Here is a 17,081-nt window from a genome sequence, read left to right on the forward strand (position 1 = left end):
AATCAAAGGGCTAAAATCATGGTAAAGGGGTAAATTATTTGCAGACTTCCAAAAGCCTTTGCTAATCAGTGAATACTTATTTATATTTGAGCCCCGAAAAATGCATATTTTATAGATAACGATATGGCGAAAAATAGTTCGACGACCACTAAATCCAAAGTAAAATACTCCAAAGACACCTATACCTTCTGGTATGAGAGCATGTTGCTCATGAGGAGATTTGAAGAAAAGGCAGGCCAGCTTTATGGCCAGCAGAAGATCCGCGGTTTCTGTCACCTGTACATTGGACAGGAGGCTTGTGCAGCTGGAGCGATCTCTGCATTAGACAAGGACGACAAATGGATCACTGCCTACCGTGACCATGCTCATCCACTAGGATTGGGCACCGATCCGGGTGCAATTATGGCGGAGCTTTATGGCAAAGCCACCGGAACTACCAAAGGAAAAGGTGGATCCATGCACATATTTGATAAAGAAAGAAACTTCATGGGCGGCCATGGTATCGTGGGTGCTCAGGTGCCTATGGGCTTGGGTATCGGCTTTGCGGAGAAATTTAAAGGTACCAAGAGTCTTTGCATCTGCCATATGGGTGATGGTGCTGTAAGACAGGGTGCTGTACATGAGTCCTTTAACCTGGCCATGCTGTACAAGACCCCCGTAATCTTTGTGATCGAAAACAACGGTTATGCAATGGGTACCTCTGTGAAGCGTTCCTCAAATGTGGATGACCTGTCCACCTTGGGAGAATCTTACGATATGCCTTCTTTTGCTGTGGATGGTATGAATGTGGAGGCGGTGCATGAAGCAGTCGCTGAAGCTGCCGAAAGAGCAAGAAGCGGTGAAGGTCCTACCTTGCTGGAAGTGAGAACCTACAGATATAAAGGTCACTCCATGTCTGATCCTCAGAAATACCGTACCCGTGAGGAGGTAGAGGAGTATAAGTCTAAAGATCCTATCGAGCAGGTGAAGAAGACGATTATGGACAATCAAATTCTGACTGAAGAAGAGATCAAGGAAATCGATGCCAAAGTGAAGAAGCAAGTGGCTGATGCCGTTAAATTCGCGGAGGAATCTCCTTGGCCTGACGGACAAAAAGCATTTGAAGATGTATATACCCAGGAAGATTATCCATTCGTAATGGACTAATTACTTTCAGAAACATACTATTTAAGGTCAAGGACCGCAGAAATAATGCTCTGCACCTTGACCTTTTTTTATTGTACCCATTATTTTTTGCCTTAATTATTCCCTCGTGGTCTTGAATTATCTTTGACCATAAAAGGGCTGACACCTAGTCTATTTATATATTATAGTCTCATATTGTCAGAGAGCAGTAGTAGATTTAGCCTAAAGCCCTTATAGCCATGAAGGTAGGGAGGACTTTGTGCTGCTTGCTAAGTTTCTCAGAATTAGAGACTCAGCGATCTATCTGCCCTGTTTTGGACCCTCTGGGCTTATCTGAATAAAAGTGCTATTCTCCAAAAAATTAAAAGGTTTTGTTATTATATGAAACATAATCTATATTTGCGACTGAAATTTTATAAGAATGGCAAAGAAAGAGATATCAAAAGGAGCTTCTCATGATCAACATGAGCACGAACTTTTAGAAAACCCCGAAGCAATTAGGGAATCACTAGGAAAAGGTGAAGCTTTTCTAAAAAAGAACTCACGGATCGTTGGAGGACTCATCATAGCGGCTATCGTTATTATTGCTGGGGTGTTATTTTTCCAGTTTAATAATGCGAATAAAGACAAGCAAGCTCAGGCTGACATGTTTCAGGCCGTATATTATTTTGAGCAAGACAGTTTAAGCCTAGCCATGGAAGGCGACGGTGTAAATGAAGGCTTCCTTGAGATCATTGAGGAGTATAGCGGAACCAATTCTGCTAACCTTGCGCATTATTATACAGGAGCTATTTATCTCGCAGAAGGTGAGTACCAAAAAGCTGTAGATCACTTAAGGAAATTTTCTGCCGATGATTTCTTCGTTCAAGCCAAAGCATTTTCCTTATTGGGAGATGCTCATATGGAACTTGGAGAAACTAGCGAAGCCATCAGAGCTTACGAAAAGGCAGTTGATTATAAGGAAAACAAATTCTTTACTCCAATGTATCTAAACAAACTTGCTATTGCTTTCGAAAAGGCAGGCGAGCTTGATAATGCTATAGAGGCTTACGATATTATTGAGAAGAAATATCCTGAATCATACGAATTTACCTTTGCGCGAAAGCACAAAGCGCGCTTGGAGGGCCTTGCTTCTAAGTAATGTTTTGTGATATACAACATTAAGAAGAGTAAGGCCAAAATGGTCTTGCTCTTTTTTTTTACCATTTTAACTTACCTATTAACTCCATAACACATGGCAACATCATTAAAAAACCTAAGTCAGCACTCCGATAAGAATATTTCAGATATCAGCAAGAAGAGGTTTGGTATTGTGGTTTCGGAATGGAACGAGGAAGTGACCGAGTCCCTATATGAAGGAGCCTTGGAGACGCTTTTGGCACATGGTGCCAAGAAAGAAAATATATATAGAAAGAATGTTCCTGGCTCATTTGAATTGTCCCTCGGGGGACAAAGGATGGCTGAGGTGGAGGAGATCGATGCAGTGATCTGCCTTGGATGTGTGATCCAGGGAGAAACGCGTCACTTTGACTTCATCTGCGATGCGGTAGCGCATGGCATCACCCAAGTAGGACTAAAATACAATAAGCCCGTTATTTTTGGCGTGCTAACGCCAGAAAATCAGCAGCAGGCGCTAGACCGTGCAGGAGGGAAGCATGGCAATAAAGGTGACGAAGCAGCGATCACCGCCGTGAAGATGCTGGGCTTCTGATCAATCCACAATAATTAACCATTAACATACATCCATCAAGCACATGAAAATCATGAAATTTGGGGGAACCTCAGTAGGGAAGCCCGAAAGAATGCATCAGGTGAAAGACCTGATTACTAGAGATAACCAACGTAAAATTGTAGTACTTTCTGCCCTTTCCGGCACCACCAATGCCCTGGTGGGAATAGGTGATGCCTTGGCAGAAGGCAAAAAAGACCTCGCCAAAGAGCGTATAGATGCTCTCCATGCACACTATTTGGACTTTTATAAAGAGCTATTGCAGTCTGATGCGGGACGAAGCAAAGCCGAAAAAATCATTAAAGAGCATTTTGAGTTCCTAAATATTATCCTCAAAATCTCCTTCAACGAAGCCATCAATAGGGATATCCTGGCTCAGGGAGAATTGCTCTCTACCAAGCTATTTTATACTCTACTGGAAGAAAAAGACGTTCCAGCAGTGTTCCTGCCAGCATTGGAATATATGAGCATAGACGAAAACGGAGAGCCTGAATTAGGAAAAATCTCTGATCGCCTGAAGACTATTCTGAAGAATTATGAGAAGGAAACTGTTTTCGTAACCCAGGGCTATATCTGCAAGAATCACCGACATGAGGTGGATAACCTTAAGCGTGGCGGAAGTGATTATACTGCCTCCCTGATCGGCGCGGCGATCAAAGCCAGCGTGATTGAGATCTGGACAGATATCGATGGGATGCATAATAATGACCCTAGAGTGGTGGATAGAACTCGGCCAATTGCTGAGATGTCATTTGACGAGGCTGCGGAGCTTGCTTATTTTGGTGCTAAGATCCTCCATCCTGCCTCCATCTGGCCCGCCCAAACTTATAATGTACCTGTACGCCTGCTAAACACCATGCAGCCGGAAGCAGCCGGAACGACCATCACCGCAGAGGAAACCGGCGTTGGCGTAAAGGCCATTGCCGCCAAAGATGGAATCATCGCCGTAAAAATCAAGTCCAGCAGAATGCTCCTTGCTTATGGCTTCCTAAGAAAAGTATTTGAGATATTTGAGAAGTATAAGACTCCTATCGATATGATCACTACCTCTGAGGTGGCGGTGTCGGTGACTATAGACGATGATACCCACCTCAAGGAAATCACTGCCGAACTGGATAAATTTGGTAGTACTGAGCTCGATTATAACCAATCGATCATCTGTGTGGCGGGAAATATGATCGCCGAAAACACTGGAATGATCAGAGACGTGGTAGTCGCCCTAGGTGATTTCCCCGTTCGGATGGTCTCTTACGGAGGAAGTAAAAATAATGTGTCCATACTAGTGGATACCAAATATAAAAATGAAGCCTTGCAGCGCCTCAATGATGAGCTGTTCCAATGGTAAACAATCTATGCCACCTGCAATCGCAGGTGGCATTTTGATTTTTAGTAGCAACAACTTTTTTTGATGGATCACCAAGGCTATAGATTTACTTAGTATTTTCGCTAAACGCTATACTTCTCTATCATGATATCAAAGACATCCGCACTTCTTCTTAGTTTTATCGCCTTATGTTATGGCAGCTTCGCTCAGGAAAAATATCCTACAGCATTTGAAAATTCTGGGGGCTTGGAAACCGCCACTTATGAGGAAGTCATAGATTTTTATAATAACCTCGCAGAAGATTATGAGTCCATCAAGGTTCTCACTAAAGGCCCTACCGATAGTGGGGAACCCCTTCACCTGGTGATTTATGATCCAAATGGTGACTTCGAGCCTGTGCAGTGGAAGAAGGAGCAGCGTTTAGTGGTCCTGGTCAATAATGGGATTCATCCTGGTGAGCCTGCGGGTATAGACGCTTCCATGATGTACCTTAGGGATGTGGCCAGCGGCAAGTTGGAGCTTCCAGCCTCGGTGGTCCTGGCCTTTGTGCCAGTGTACAATATAGGTGGCCATCTCAATCGAAATAACACCACTAGAGTCAATCAGGTAGGTCCCGAAAAATATGGCTTTCGTGGCAACGCTAGGAACTATGACCTTAATCGGGATTTTATCAAAACAGACAGCCAAAATTCAGCGAGCTTTCAGGAAATCTTCCAATCCCTGATGCCCCATGTATTTATAGATACCCATACCAGTAATGGGGCCGACTATCAGCATGTGATGACCCTGATAGAGACTCAGCATAATATGCTCGGTGGTCAGGCAGGAAAGCTGATGCATGATCGCCTTAGCCCCCTGCTATTCGAAAAAATGGATGCGGTGGGCTACCCCATGGTCCCCTATGTGAATGTCTGGGGTGGTGTGCCCGAAGACGGCTGGAAGCAGTTTAAAGATTCACCACGATACAGCAGTGGCTATGCCTCGCTCTTTCATACCATCAGCTATGTGCCAGAGGCTCATATGCTGAAATCGTACCAGCAGCGTGTAGAGGCCACTTACTCCTTATTGGAGGCCTTTGGGGCCGCTTATACGGTCCTTGGTGATGAGCTTGTAAATGCGGTGGAGCAAGACCGTGCGCAAGCAGGTGCTCAGCAGGAATTTGGTCTTAATTATAGTATTGATGAAAATATTTCTGTGAAAATTCCCTTCAAGGGATATAAGTCCGGGTATAAACCCAGCGAAATCTCTGGCCTGGACCGACTTTATTACGATAGAAATGAACCTTTCGAAACAGAAGTGGATTTCTATGATAGCTATTTTCCTGAGCTGAAAATCCAGAAGCCAGCCTATTATATTATTGGGCAGGCGTGGAAAGAGGTCATCGCCAACTTACAGAGGAATCAGGTGAAGATGAAAGTACTGGAAAATGACACTTTGATCAAAGTAAACGCCTACTATATCGAGGATTTTGAGACGCGGGATATGCCATATGAGGGGCATTACTTGCACTCATCTATCCAGGTGCGCAGTGCCAGTCAGGTGATGGCTTTTCGGAAAGGGGACCTTCTGATTCCTACAGATCAGCAGGCTATAGGATATATCATAGAAGTACTGGAGCCGCAGGGGGAGGACAGTTTCTTTGCGTGGAATTATTTTGATGCCATTTTGCAGTCCAAGGAGGGCTTTTCCCCTTATGTGTTTGAGGACTTGGCGGCGAATTATTTGGCGCAAAACCCAGGCCTTAAGGAAGTCCTGGAGCAGAAGAAAGCAAGTGATCCAGACTTTGCTGCAGATGGATATGCGCAGCTTAGCTGGGTGTATCAGCATTCTCCATGGAGAGAAAGGGAATATCGCCGGTATCCGGTAGTTAGAATCGACTAGATAGACTAATATGAGTAAGGGGAATTTCTTTCATCGGCTTCAAGAGAAATGGAAGCTGAATAGCTTATGGCAGGTGTTTCTGGTCCTGTTGGCGTTTGCCTGTACAGGCTTAACGGTGCTTTATATCAAGCAGCCAATCTTTGATTTGCTAGGTGTGGATATGAGTACAGGAGGATTTTGGAAGACTTTCCTTTACCTGCTTTTGGTTTTGCCATTATATCAGGCCATGCTGCTGTTTTATGGTTTTGTATTTGGTCAATTTCATTTTTTCTGGGACAAGGAAAAGAAATTCTTCCACCGAATTCGATCGCTATTCATCCACCGAGAAAAGTAGTTCGTAAATAGTGAAATCTCAGCCTTTTTATTGAATGATAGGAAGGTTGTCATTTATAAATCAAATCGTGTACATTTGTACCCGCAAATAAATAAGCAGCCCACCCGATATGGCAAAGAAAAAGAAAGCACTGGAAGCTCACGAAAAGAGGAAGTTGAATAAGCAGAACCTAGATAAACTATTAGGGATATTTAAATTTGTATTGCCGTATAAGGGGGTATTTGGATTGGGATTAGTGTTCCTATTATTCTCCAGCCTTACCTTATTGGCCTTCCCCTTTGTGGCGGGCAAGCTCATCGATACGGCACAGGGCAAGGAGTGGATCTTCAACGATATCGATTCCATTGCCATGGTATTGATAGGGATATTATTTGTGCAGAGTGTATTTTCGTTTTTTAGAGTATGGCTATTTGCTCAGGTAAGTGAGCGCTCCATGCGGGATGTGCGTACCTCGCTCTATCGCCGATTGGTGCATCTTCCGATGAGTTTCTTTGACAAGAGACGTACGGGAGAGCTTATCAGCAGGATCACTTCTGATGTGACCTTATTGCAAGACACCTTCTCTGTTACCTTAGCCGAGCTGTTCAGGCAGGTTATTACCTTGCTAGCAGGTACGGTATTCTTATTTGTGACCACGCCAAGGCTTACTTTATTTATGCTGGCCACTTTCCCAGTGCTGGTAATTATCGCTATGGTCTTTGGGAAGTTTATCAGGAAGTTATCCAAGGAGACGCAGGATGAGTTGGCTTCTGCCAATATCATTGTTGAAGAAACCTTACAATCTATCAGCACCGTGAAGTCCTTTGCCGGGGAGGAATACGAGTCCGCTAGGTATGAGAGAGGGCTTAATAAGGTGGTAAAGGTAGCTTTGAAGGCGGCCGGATTTAGAGGAGCCTTCATTTCATTTATCATTTTTGCCTTGTTTGGAGGTATAGTGGCGGTGATGTGGTACGGCGCTATGATGGTGAGCACGGGAGCCATGAGCATTGGTGATCTGGTTTCCTTCGTATTATATACCACATTTATCGGCGGGTCCATTGCCGGCTTAGGAGATATCTATGGGCAGGTGCAGAAGGCGATTGGCTCTTCCGAAAGGGTCTTGGAGATCCTGGAAGAAAAGCCGGAAGAATCTCTCGCAGATTATCAGCAAGCCAAGATCAAAGGGCAGGTAGGATTCGAAAAAGTAAATTTCAATTATCCTACGCGGCCGGATGCAGTGGTGCTTAAGAACATAAGTTTTAACATTCAACCTGGCGAGAAGATCGCTTTGGCAGGACATTCAGGTGCTGGGAAATCCACGATTATCCAGCTGCTAATGAAGTTTTATCCAGTGCTGTTAGGAGAGATTACCATAGATGGAAAACCTATCAATCAATGGAACCTACAGCAGTTGCGTTCTAATATTGGGATCGTTCCTCAGGAAGTGCTGCTGTTTGGGGGGAGCATTCGGGAGAATATCGCTTACGCCAAGCAGGATGCCACAGAAGAGGAGATTGTGGAAGCGGCCAAGAAGGCCAATGCATGGCAGTTTATCGCCAAATTCCCCGAAGGTCTCGATACCCTGGTGGGCGAACGAGGCGTGAAGTTATCTGGTGGGCAGCGTCAGCGTATTGCGATAGCGAGGGCTATTCTTAAGAACCCTTCTATATTGATCCTGGATGAGGCGACCTCCTCTCTGGATGCAGAGTCGGAATCTCTGGTGCAGGAAGCGCTCGATATATTGATGAAAGATAGGACGACGATTGTCATCGCACATAGGTTGGCGACGATCCGGAAGGTGGACAAGATCTACGTGATGAAAGATGGTGAGATAGTGGAAGAAGGAAGTCACGAGGTGCTTTCTGCTATGGAAGGTGGCTTCTACGCAAATCTGGTTAAGCTGCAGTTTGCGGATTAAACTCCAGCATCGTATTCTAAAAATAAATGTATTTATGGGCTAGTAAGCCCAAAAGCAATACTATTAAAAACCTGATGATGGCCATGCCCACGTTTTTTGGAACGTATGGGCTTGGCCATTATTTATTTTATTGGTTTACCCACTTCTTGAATTTGCTGACCTTCTCCCTGCTCACGATGATTTCCTCTTGATAATCGATCTTTGGAGTGATTTTCAGGCGATTGTTGACATGCTTTTTGATCGCGCCAATGGCCTTTACATTAATGATTACACTTCTGTTGATCCTAAAAAACTGCTTGGAATCAAGTTGATTTTCCAGGTCTAGCAGCTTATGGCTGATCTGGTATAACTCACCCGATCCCATCTCTACCAAAAATGTCTGTCCTTTGTCTGCCAGGAAAAAAGCCACATCCTCTGGAGTCTTTTGGAAAAGATGATCACCAGATTTTACCAAAAATCGTGATTTCTGAGCATTCTTCTCCTCTGGGCTTATGCTGGGGGCTGGCATAGGTTGCTTTGCGCTGGCCTTGGAATGAAGCAATTTATACTTGTCAAAGGTCCGCTTGAGTCGATCTTCATGAGGATTGTCTGGGACAAAATCAATGCAGTTTAGCCAGAAGGCTTTTTCAGTGACGAAGGGTTTTGAAGAGGTAAAGACCACGGGAATTTTCTTGTCCAGCCGATCAAAGGTGGAGGGGTGAAGCTCAGTGAGCTCATAGCTTCCTAGGATCAAATCGGGTTTTGGTTCTCTATTATTAAGGTATTGGATAGCATCTTCCCAGGAAGGTAGCACCTCGATGGTTTTTGCCTCTGCGCAGGCCTGGTGGATCTGATGGCTCAGCTTATATCCTTCCTCAGCTTTATGAACGACAAGGCATTGGATAAAAGTGTTTTCGGTGGCCATAAGTAGTGATGCTTTTGATTGATAGTTGATTTAATAAGCTTTGAGGCTGATATCCATGCTTTTTACATGATGGGTTAGTGCGCCGACAGAGATGAAATCTACGCCACATTCTGCGACATCCTTTAAGGTGGCTTCGGTGATGCCTCCTGAAGCCTCAGTGATAGCTTTGGAGCCAATCATCTTTACCGCTTTCTTCATGGTCGGATAGTCCATATTGTCCAGCATGATGATGTCCACGCCTCCCACGGCAAGGGCCTCTTCCACTTCCTGAAGGTTTCGCGTTTCCACTTCAATTTTTAGCTGGAGGAGTTTTTCGGAAAGATAATGTTGGGTGGATTCGACGGCTGCTTTGATGCCTCCGGCAAAGTCAATATGGTTGTCCTTTAGCATCACCATATCATATAGAGCAAAACGGTGATTTACTCCACCTCCAATAGCGACGGCCCATTTTTCTAGCATTCTGAAGTTTGGGGTGGTCTTACGGGTGTCCAGTAGCTTGGCTTTGGTATGGGAGATCAACTGGGTGAATTCATGGGTTTTGGTGGCGATACCACTCATCCTTTGCATGCAGTTGAGCACCAGGCGCTCTGTGGTGAGGATGGAGGCGGCACTTCCAGCTACTGTCAATCCGACATCACCAGCCTTCACTTGCTGCCCATCTTCCATCAATAGTTCTACCTCCAGATCTCTGTCAAAGCTATGGAATATCTTAACTGCCAGTTCTAGCCCAGCGATAATTCCGTCCTCCTTGATCAATAGTTGGGCTCGGCCTGTCTGACCCCGTGGGATAGCCGCGAGAGTGGAGTGATCACCTTCGCCCACATCTTCTTTGAAAGCAGCTTGGATAAATGCTTCCAGGTTCTCCTGTGTTAAGTAGTTTTCTTTCACCTTTCAAAGGTACAAAAAAACCTTTAAGTCAGTCCCCAATATACCGAAGTATCTAGGGGTTTATGGTGCCTTCTATGTCTGGAATTAAGGTGAAATGATTCGTATATCTGAAGGAAATGACCCTGCTGAAAGAAATAATTCTTTAGGCAAAAAAAATATTATTGCCCAGCCTATTATTTTTTACTTATAAGACTATTGATAAGGAATATGAAGGGATGTGATTAATACTTAGAAAATAGAAATTACTCCTTAGTAATATCTATTGCATAAATATTATTATCGTTTTTGTCCTTTTTGCACTTGATCAACATCCGAAAAGAAAGACTATTGCTTTGGTAGGTGCCAATAAAATAAGCGATAGATGTTCCGGATTTTCCACGATGAACGATTTCGAAATCTACTGGGGGAAATTTCTTGAAAAAATCCTTTATAACCAATTCAGCTTGGTTTTTGGAGTAATCGCCCTCATTTCCAATTATGGTAAGCTGAACTTCTTCATCAAAAAAACTTGATAATTCCCTGCTAGATCCTGCTTTTATGGATAGGGCAATTTCATCCGCATCTTTATCCTGGGCCTCTGCCTCTGGTGAATAGAGGAAAAAACCCATAGCAACTAGTAAGAAGGTGATAGTAAAGAAATGTTTCATTATAATGTTGGTACTCAAATTTTAAGCCAAAGTATATAGTTCATTTTTAACATGTATAATGTGAACAAAAAAAAGTAATTTTTACCTAAATCCGAAAGAAACTTTCCGAAAATCAGCCCAATTAGCGAATAAATTTAGTTTTAGGTGATCTGCACCAATGCTGAGGGCCTATTCTTGCTGAAATTGAGGATTCATTTTGCTTGAATTATTTCTTTTCTCCTTTTCTGATAGCAGGAGTCTCCTCACAATTTTTGGTTAGGGTCAGACCATAATTTACTGAAAAATGACTTTATCGTATTCATGCTATTTGGACTCCGTCCTATTTCATTGGACATGTTTTTTCACCTGCGGATTTGCGGAATAAGGGGATGGTTTTTCGAGCTTATTAAGATAGGGGGATGACTGATAGGGGGATAGGTAGGGGCCTAGCCTGGAAGGAAGAAATGGCAAATGGAGTTAGGCCAACCGCTCATGGAAGGAATTATTAAATTGATGTTTGTTTAAACTGATTTAGTAGGACAGAATCACAGGAATTTTCTATCATTGTATTTAAAATCTTTATATTTGCCACATGGATAAAAAAGTTTTATTAATGATTTTGGATGGTTGGGGTTTAGCCACCAACCCTGAAGTTTCGGCTATTGATAAGGCGAATACTCCCTTCATCGACAGTCTTTTTGAAAAATATCCTCATTCCAAGCTTGAGGCCTCTGGGCTAGCGGTAGGCTTACCTGAAGGACAAATGGGTAATTCAGAAGTGGGCCATATGAATATTGGTGCCGGCCGGGTCGTATATCAGGATTTGGTAAAAATCAATAAGGCGGTGGAAGAAGGAGATTTGAATAATAATCCGATTCTTCAAAAAGCTTTTAATACTGCAAAATCAACCGGTAAGAAAGTCCATTTTATAGGTTTGGTGTCAGATGGTGGGGTACATGCTCATATCAAACACCTGAAAGGCCTATGTGACGCTGCCAAAGCCAATAATGTTTCGGAAGCTTATATACATGCTTTTACGGATGGTAGAGATACAGATCCTAAGAGCGGTTTAGGTTTCTTGGAAGAGTTGCAAAACCATTGTGCGCATTCCACAGGCAAAATAGCCTCTGTGGTGGGCCGATACTATGCCATGGATCGTGATAAGCGCTGGGAGCGAGTGAAGCTGGCTTACGATGGGATGGTAAATGGCGAAGGTGAGAAGTCTAAGGATATCCTGGCCTCCATCCGCAAGTCCTACTCCAATGGGGTCACGGATGAGTTTATCCGTCCGATCGTGCAAGTGGACAGCAAGGGCAAGGCCATAGCCACCATTTCTGAAGGGGATGTGGTGATCTGCTTCAATTTCCGTACAGATCGAGGTAGAGAAATCACAGAAGTGCTCACGCAGCAGGATTTCAGTGATTATAAAATGGAAAAGCTCGACCTACACTACGTGACTTTTACCAATTATGACGAGACCTTCAAAGGCGTATCTGTCATTTTCGAAAAAGATAACTTACAAAATACCCTTGGCGAAGTGCTTGCCGGAAAAGGCAAAAAGCAAATTCGCATTGCCGAGACCGAAAAATACCCCCATGTGACTTTCTTCTTCTCTGGTGGTAGAGAAACAGAATTTGATGGGGAATCTAGGATCCTATGCAGCTCTCCGAAAGTGGCTACTTATGACCTTCAGCCAGAGATGAGCGCAAATGAGATCGCTAAAAAAATAAATGCGGAACTCGATAAGAAGGAAACAGACTTCATCTGCCTGAACTTTGCCAATGCCGATATGGTGGGCCATACAGGGGTATTCGAGGCAGCAGTAAAAGCCTGTGAAGCAGTAGATGAATGTGCCAATTCTGTGATTACCTCCGCATTGAAAAATGACTATTCCATCATCGTGATAGCCGATCATGGCAATAGCGACAAAATGATGAATGAGGACGGTACGCCAAATACTGCCCATACCACGAACTTAGTGCCTTGTATTATGGTTGATAAAAACGACCGGCTCGAAGTTAAAGATGGAAAGCTGGGTGATCTTGCTCCTACCATTCTTAAAATGATCGGGGTAGACATCCCTGCAGAAATGACCGGTGATGTATTGCTAAAATAATATACTACCATTGAAAAAAATAGTAATTACTATATTGCTTGGAGGGCTGCTTTTTTCCTGTCAAAAGGAGGAAAAGCAGCCCTTGGCAAATCCGACCCAGCTGGATAAATACTTTGCTCTGAAGGACCTGATACTAGATCAGCTGCCTGACTTGCAAGGTAGGGAGTTGAGCAAAATCTCCCATATCAATGGGAAGTACGACTCAAGCCTGGTCACTCTCGATAAGGATGGCTGGAGAAAAGAACTTGATCTATTTGTCCATGCTGACATCAATAAGGCGGCAAATGCTACCGCCTACCATATTGAGGAGCAGGATAAGACCACGACCTATACCCTGAAAGAGGGGGAAAAAGGAGAGATCAAAAGCCTCTGGGTGGAATTTTATGACGCTGAAAAGAAAAGGCCTGCCTCGGTCAATTTTGAATCCGCTTCTGAAAATTTGTTTTATCAAAGTCAGACTTCTGGTCATTTAAGTTTTGCGACTGGCACTGGAGCTTTGAAGAATTATCAGGTGGAAGCCAGACAGCAGGTGTGGTTTTTGGATCCGAATAGTATTGAGGTGAGGGGCGAGTTGAAATAGTCTCCTCTTCTTGGTTTCTTCAAAGCTGGTCGGAGTTACAGCATTAATTATTAGGCTTGTACCCCCATCGAAGGTTAAATGATATGCCTTCGCTAGACGGCAAGCCTGCATAAGCTCATTCGCTTAAGATCTATATATCACAAAAAAAAGGCAACTTCCTCTGATTGGGATGTTGCCTTTTTTGCTTGATTACTATTTGGATTTTGTGATTCTATCCTCAGCTAGGGCTGAATCTCCTTGTACTAAGCAGCGAAGTGCTTAGACGAAGGCGAAGAATATCAGCCAGGTGATGATCAGTACGGGTAGTAATATTGGAATACTGAATCGTATGATATACCCGAAGAAAGAAGGCATTTTGATGCCGGATTGCTCAGCGATAGACTTCACCATGAAGTTTGGCCCATTACCAATATAGGTCATGGCGCCAAAGAATACAGATGCGATGGAGATCGCCATCAGCTCAAAGGCCGAATCATGGTATCCATCCATGGCAAACTGTCTCACCATCTCCACATCTCCAATTCTTGCACCTTTGGAGGCCATGGCCGCCGCTAGGAAGTTTAGGTAAGTAGGTGCATTATCCAGGAATCCAGAAAGAATCCCTGTGCCCCAATACAGGGTATTATGAGTGATGAGTACGGAGCCTTCCGGAGATTGGGCAAAATAACCTACCAATTGCAGTGCTGGCATCATCGTCCCAAAGATCCCCACAAATATAAATGCGACTTCTCTGATAGGCTCAAAATTGAATTCATTGCCTTTGATCGCCCGTTGATCTGCAAATTTGAAGGAAAGGAATGCTACAGAGAACATGATGATCTCTCGTATAAAGGAGAACTTGGTGCCATCGATCGTCAATGCTGGCACCCACTCGATGACATTCGGGTCAATGAATACAGAGATGATAATCACCAGTAGCCATAAGAAGTTTTTGGAGCCTATAAGTTTTATATTATTGGTATAAGTCGCCTCCTCAATTTCTTCATCATTGCCGGCACGGCCAAACTTCCTATCAATAAAGTAAAATGCTACTGATAAGATGGCTAAGGCAACGATCCAAGCGGGCCAATTATGCTCTAAAGTCCAGAAGAATGGAATGCCTTTCAGGAATCCTAAGAATAATGGTGGATCACCAATGGGGGTAAGAGAACCGCCAATATTACTTACCATAAAAATAAAGAATATGATATGATAAGCCTGAATATTGAACTTGTTCATTCGAATGAATGGACGTATAAGGAGCATGGAGGCTCCCGTGGTCCCAATGAAGTTGGAGACAAATGCGCCAATAAGTAATAAGACCAGATTGGCCATCGGCGTGGATTTCTTGTCTATCTCTATTAATATACCTCCGGAGGCAATATAGAGGGAGGATAATAAGGCGATAAATTGCAAATACTCCGCTAAGGCGTGTATTGGCAGATGGTAATTGTGAAGAGCAAAAATATAGTACAATACCACCAATGCGGCTAAGCCAATAGCGACCTTGGGGTAATTATGGTGCCAGAAGTGTTCGTAAAATAAAGGACCGGTAGCAATCATCAATAGGAGTAATACGAAGGGTATTACTAACCAAGCAGGCGGATGGGCATGTTCTTCTTCAGCTGCAGCCCCATGGTCCTGACTTTCTCCGCTGACTTGATGAACCTCCTCATGATCTTGATCTTGTACATGTACTTCGGTGGTTTCTTGTTCCTCCTGCGCCATTAGTTGGGTAGAACCTGTGTAAAACAGCCCTCCCCAAACAATCCCCAATGCAATTATTAAATTCTTCATTAAAATCAAATTAGATTTATTCTTCCTAGGTTTAATAGATTCTATTTTCCGTCCTTGAACAAGCAGTAGCCAGGAGGGTAAAGTCACTCCTAAACTACAAAATTTGCCCCATTCACACCAATTTTAATTGATGAGGCGGTTGTAAATTAATGTTAGGGTAATGTATAAGTGTATGAGTTGTATTTCTCCCTACTTATATTCACCAAAACAGGTTTAAAAACAGGCAATGCTATCATGAATGGTCTTCGCCTAACGCCTTAAAACTCCTGATGGCGGTCAAAATATCCTACGACAATATCAGTATCCATTAGATAAATGGTGATTTACTATAGATTGCTGCCGGTAGTGTTATATTCTGACGCATCACCCTTGAGTATTCAAATGCTTAAAATAATAAATGGGCTTAGTGCGACTCAATTATTTATTAATAGAGACTATGCCTTTTTTGCCGATTCCCAAATCCTATTATGGCTTTGAGCACAGAGACCGGGTCTATATAAATAAGAAAGGTTGATAATGATATCAGCCTTAAAACTTGAGTTGCACAAAAATATAAAAAAATCCCATTTAGGCTATATTTGAAGCGCTATTTATGAGGATATGTGTTTTTTCTCTTTCTCTTGGTTCAAAATCTTATGAGAAATGTGTGAGTGATTGCGGAGATTGATTTTCATGGTTCAAAATATGGGTTTATACTTAAGAAACTATAAAGATATATTTGGCGGTATTTTTTCATAATTTAATGAAAAAACCTTGAAATCTAGTTAAAGTAAACAAAATTCCTCCCGAGAGCTTAAGGCTGATAACGAATCCCTCCCACGCTATTTGCGCTAGCACCAGTGACTGAGGCAAAGGAGTTTGGCAGGCCTTGTAAGTGCAGGAGTCCAAGGAATGCAAAAATCAAAGCTTCCTTAAAGTTGATGGTTTTCTGGGAGGGGATGACCACTTCGGCAGCATCTCCGAGATGCTGGCTAAGTCGCTCCACGAAGAATTGATTATAGGTTCCACCGCCAGTAAGCAGGACTTTGGCGCGAGTCCGAGGGCTGGACTGGGTGATGACTTGGGCGATCTGAATGGCGTAATGCTCCACTAAGGTTCTAAGGATATCTGCTTCCTGCGCATTGGCTTGCTGGAGTAGAGGCATGAATACCTCTTCCATATCCTCGCGCCCTAGAGATTTTGCATGATTTTTTTTATAGAAACTTAGGCCATTGAGCTGGGCGAGGAGCTCGGGCTGGATTTCGCCTTGCTTGGCTAGATGGCCACCTGCATCATAGGCATGCCCCAGTTTCTGAGCTTCCTGGTTTAGCAATAGATTGAAAGGACATACATCATAAGCCACTCGTTGTTTTTTCTCAATCATGGAGATATTGGAAATCCCTCCCAAGTTGAGGCAGAAGTCATAGGCAGAAAACAGGAAATGATCTCCCACAGGGGCGAGAGGGGCACCTTGTCCACCCAAAGCGAGGTCCTTGCTTCTGAGGTCGGCGATGGTCGGCAGCTGGCTTGCTATGGCCAGATCCCAGCCAGAGCCTATCTGTAGGGTAAATCCCTGAGAGGGCTGATGGAAGACCGTGTGCCCGTGAGAGGAAACCGCGTCAGGCTTGAGCTGATGCTTATCGCAGAACTCCCGGACTTGCTGACCCATCCACTTGCCAAAGGCATGATCCAAAGCAATGAGTTTGGTGCTTTCGAGTAGGTGAGCATTGGCAAGCTGATGGCCTAGGTCATCGGGAAATTCCACCGTTTCGGCAGGGCCGATATGATAATGCCATTGGTCGGGTTTTTCGAATTCACAATAGGCAATGTCAAGCCCATCACCGGAAGTCCCGGACATCAAACCTATAATCTTATGTTTTTCCATACCTGCTGCAGGGTTAAAAATTGTTAAATTTGCCTTC

General features: G+C 43.7%; 14 protein-coding genes. 9 read left to right on the forward strand and 5 right to left on the reverse strand.

Annotated elements, in window-relative coordinates; translation table 11 throughout:
- The first annotated feature begins 123 nt into the window (after positions 1-123).
- The 7 genes from pdhA to B050_RS0103905 all read left to right on the forward strand — a co-directional run bounded on the left by pdhA (position 124) and on the right by B050_RS0103905 (position 8,290).
- Entirely contained in the window at positions 124-1,146 is a 1,023-nt protein-coding gene (gene pdhA / locus B050_RS0103875) for a pyruvate dehydrogenase (acetyl-transferring) E1 component subunit alpha (protein ID WP_018472576.1), read from the forward strand.
- A gap of 400 nt (positions 1,147-1,546) precedes the next feature.
- Entirely contained in the window at positions 1,547-2,266 is a 720-nt protein-coding gene (locus B050_RS0103880) for a tetratricopeptide repeat protein (protein WP_018472577.1), read from the forward strand.
- Positions 2,267-2,359: 93 nt separating this feature from the next.
- On the forward strand, positions 2,360-2,836 hold the full coding sequence (gene ribH, locus B050_RS0103885; protein WP_018472578.1) for a 6,7-dimethyl-8-ribityllumazine synthase: 477 nt from the start codon (positions 2,360-2,362) through the stop codon (positions 2,834-2,836).
- 43 nt (positions 2,837-2,879) lie between these two features.
- The gene (locus B050_RS0103890; protein ID WP_018472579.1) at positions 2,880-4,199 is read left to right on the forward strand and encodes an aspartate kinase; all 1,320 of its coding nucleotides are present in this window, start codon (positions 2,880-2,882) and stop codon (positions 4,197-4,199) included.
- Positions 4,200-4,322: 123 nt separating this feature from the next.
- Complete coding sequence (locus tag B050_RS0103895) at positions 4,323-6,059, forward strand: M14 family metallopeptidase (protein WP_018472580.1); 1,737 nt, start codon at positions 4,323-4,325, stop codon at positions 6,057-6,059.
- A 10-nt stretch (positions 6,060-6,069) separates the two neighbouring features.
- Positions 6,070-6,393 carry a DUF6787 family protein gene (locus B050_RS0103900; protein WP_018472581.1) on the forward strand — a complete coding sequence of 108 codons (324 nt, stop codon included), beginning with the start codon at positions 6,070-6,072 and terminating at the stop codon, positions 6,391-6,393.
- A gap of 109 nt (positions 6,394-6,502) precedes the next feature.
- Complete coding sequence (locus B050_RS0103905) at positions 6,503-8,290, forward strand: ABC transporter ATP-binding protein (RefSeq protein ID WP_018472582.1); 1,788 nt, start codon at positions 6,503-6,505, stop codon at positions 8,288-8,290.
- A gap of 127 nt (positions 8,291-8,417) precedes the next feature.
- Here B050_RS0103905 and B050_RS0103910 read toward each other — a convergent pair whose 3' ends face one another.
- The 3 genes from B050_RS0103910 to B050_RS0103925 form a co-directional block, all read right to left on the reverse strand.
- Positions 8,418-9,194, reverse strand: a complete 777-nt coding sequence (locus tag B050_RS0103910) for a LytR/AlgR family response regulator transcription factor (RefSeq protein WP_018472583.1) — start codon at positions 9,192-9,194, stop codon at positions 8,418-8,420.
- A 30-nt stretch (positions 9,195-9,224) separates the two neighbouring features.
- Positions 9,225-10,082: a carboxylating nicotinate-nucleotide diphosphorylase gene (gene nadC, locus B050_RS0103915; protein ID WP_018472584.1), complete on the reverse strand. Its 858-nt coding sequence runs from the start codon at positions 10,080-10,082 to the stop codon at positions 9,225-9,227.
- Between the two features lie 242 nt (positions 10,083-10,324).
- On the reverse strand, positions 10,325-10,729 hold the full coding sequence (locus B050_RS0103925; protein WP_018472586.1) for a DUF4783 domain-containing protein: 405 nt from the start codon (positions 10,727-10,729) through the stop codon (positions 10,325-10,327).
- Positions 10,730-11,300: 571 nt separating this feature from the next.
- Between B050_RS0103925 and gpmI the strand changes: the two genes are divergently transcribed.
- Both gpmI and B050_RS0103935 read left to right on the forward strand, forming a co-directional pair.
- A complete protein-coding gene (gpmI, locus tag B050_RS0103930; RefSeq protein WP_018472587.1) occupies positions 11,301-12,824 on the forward strand; it encodes a 2,3-bisphosphoglycerate-independent phosphoglycerate mutase in 1,524 nt (507 codons plus the stop codon).
- Positions 12,825-12,834: 10 nt separating this feature from the next.
- Positions 12,835-13,404: a hypothetical protein gene (locus B050_RS0103935; RefSeq protein ID WP_018472588.1), complete on the forward strand. Its 570-nt coding sequence runs from the start codon at positions 12,835-12,837 to the stop codon at positions 13,402-13,404.
- 258 nt (positions 13,405-13,662) lie between these two features.
- Here the strand turns inward: B050_RS0103935 and B050_RS0103940 are convergent, their stop codons facing one another.
- Positions 13,663-15,180, reverse strand: coding sequence for a sodium:proton antiporter (locus B050_RS0103940; protein ID WP_026235611.1), 1,518 nt, complete (start codon positions 15,178-15,180; stop codon positions 13,663-13,665).
- Positions 15,181-15,973: 793 nt separating this feature from the next.
- On the reverse strand, positions 15,974-17,044 hold the full coding sequence (locus tag B050_RS0103945; protein WP_018472590.1) for an anhydro-N-acetylmuramic acid kinase: 1,071 nt from the start codon (positions 17,042-17,044) through the stop codon (positions 15,974-15,976).
- Positions 17,045-17,081 lie beyond the last annotated feature (37 nt).

Origin of the sequence: Echinicola pacifica DSM 19836, assembly GCF_000373245.1 — a bacterium.
Lineage (GTDB): Bacteria > Bacteroidota > Bacteroidia > Cytophagales > Cyclobacteriaceae > Echinicola > Echinicola pacifica.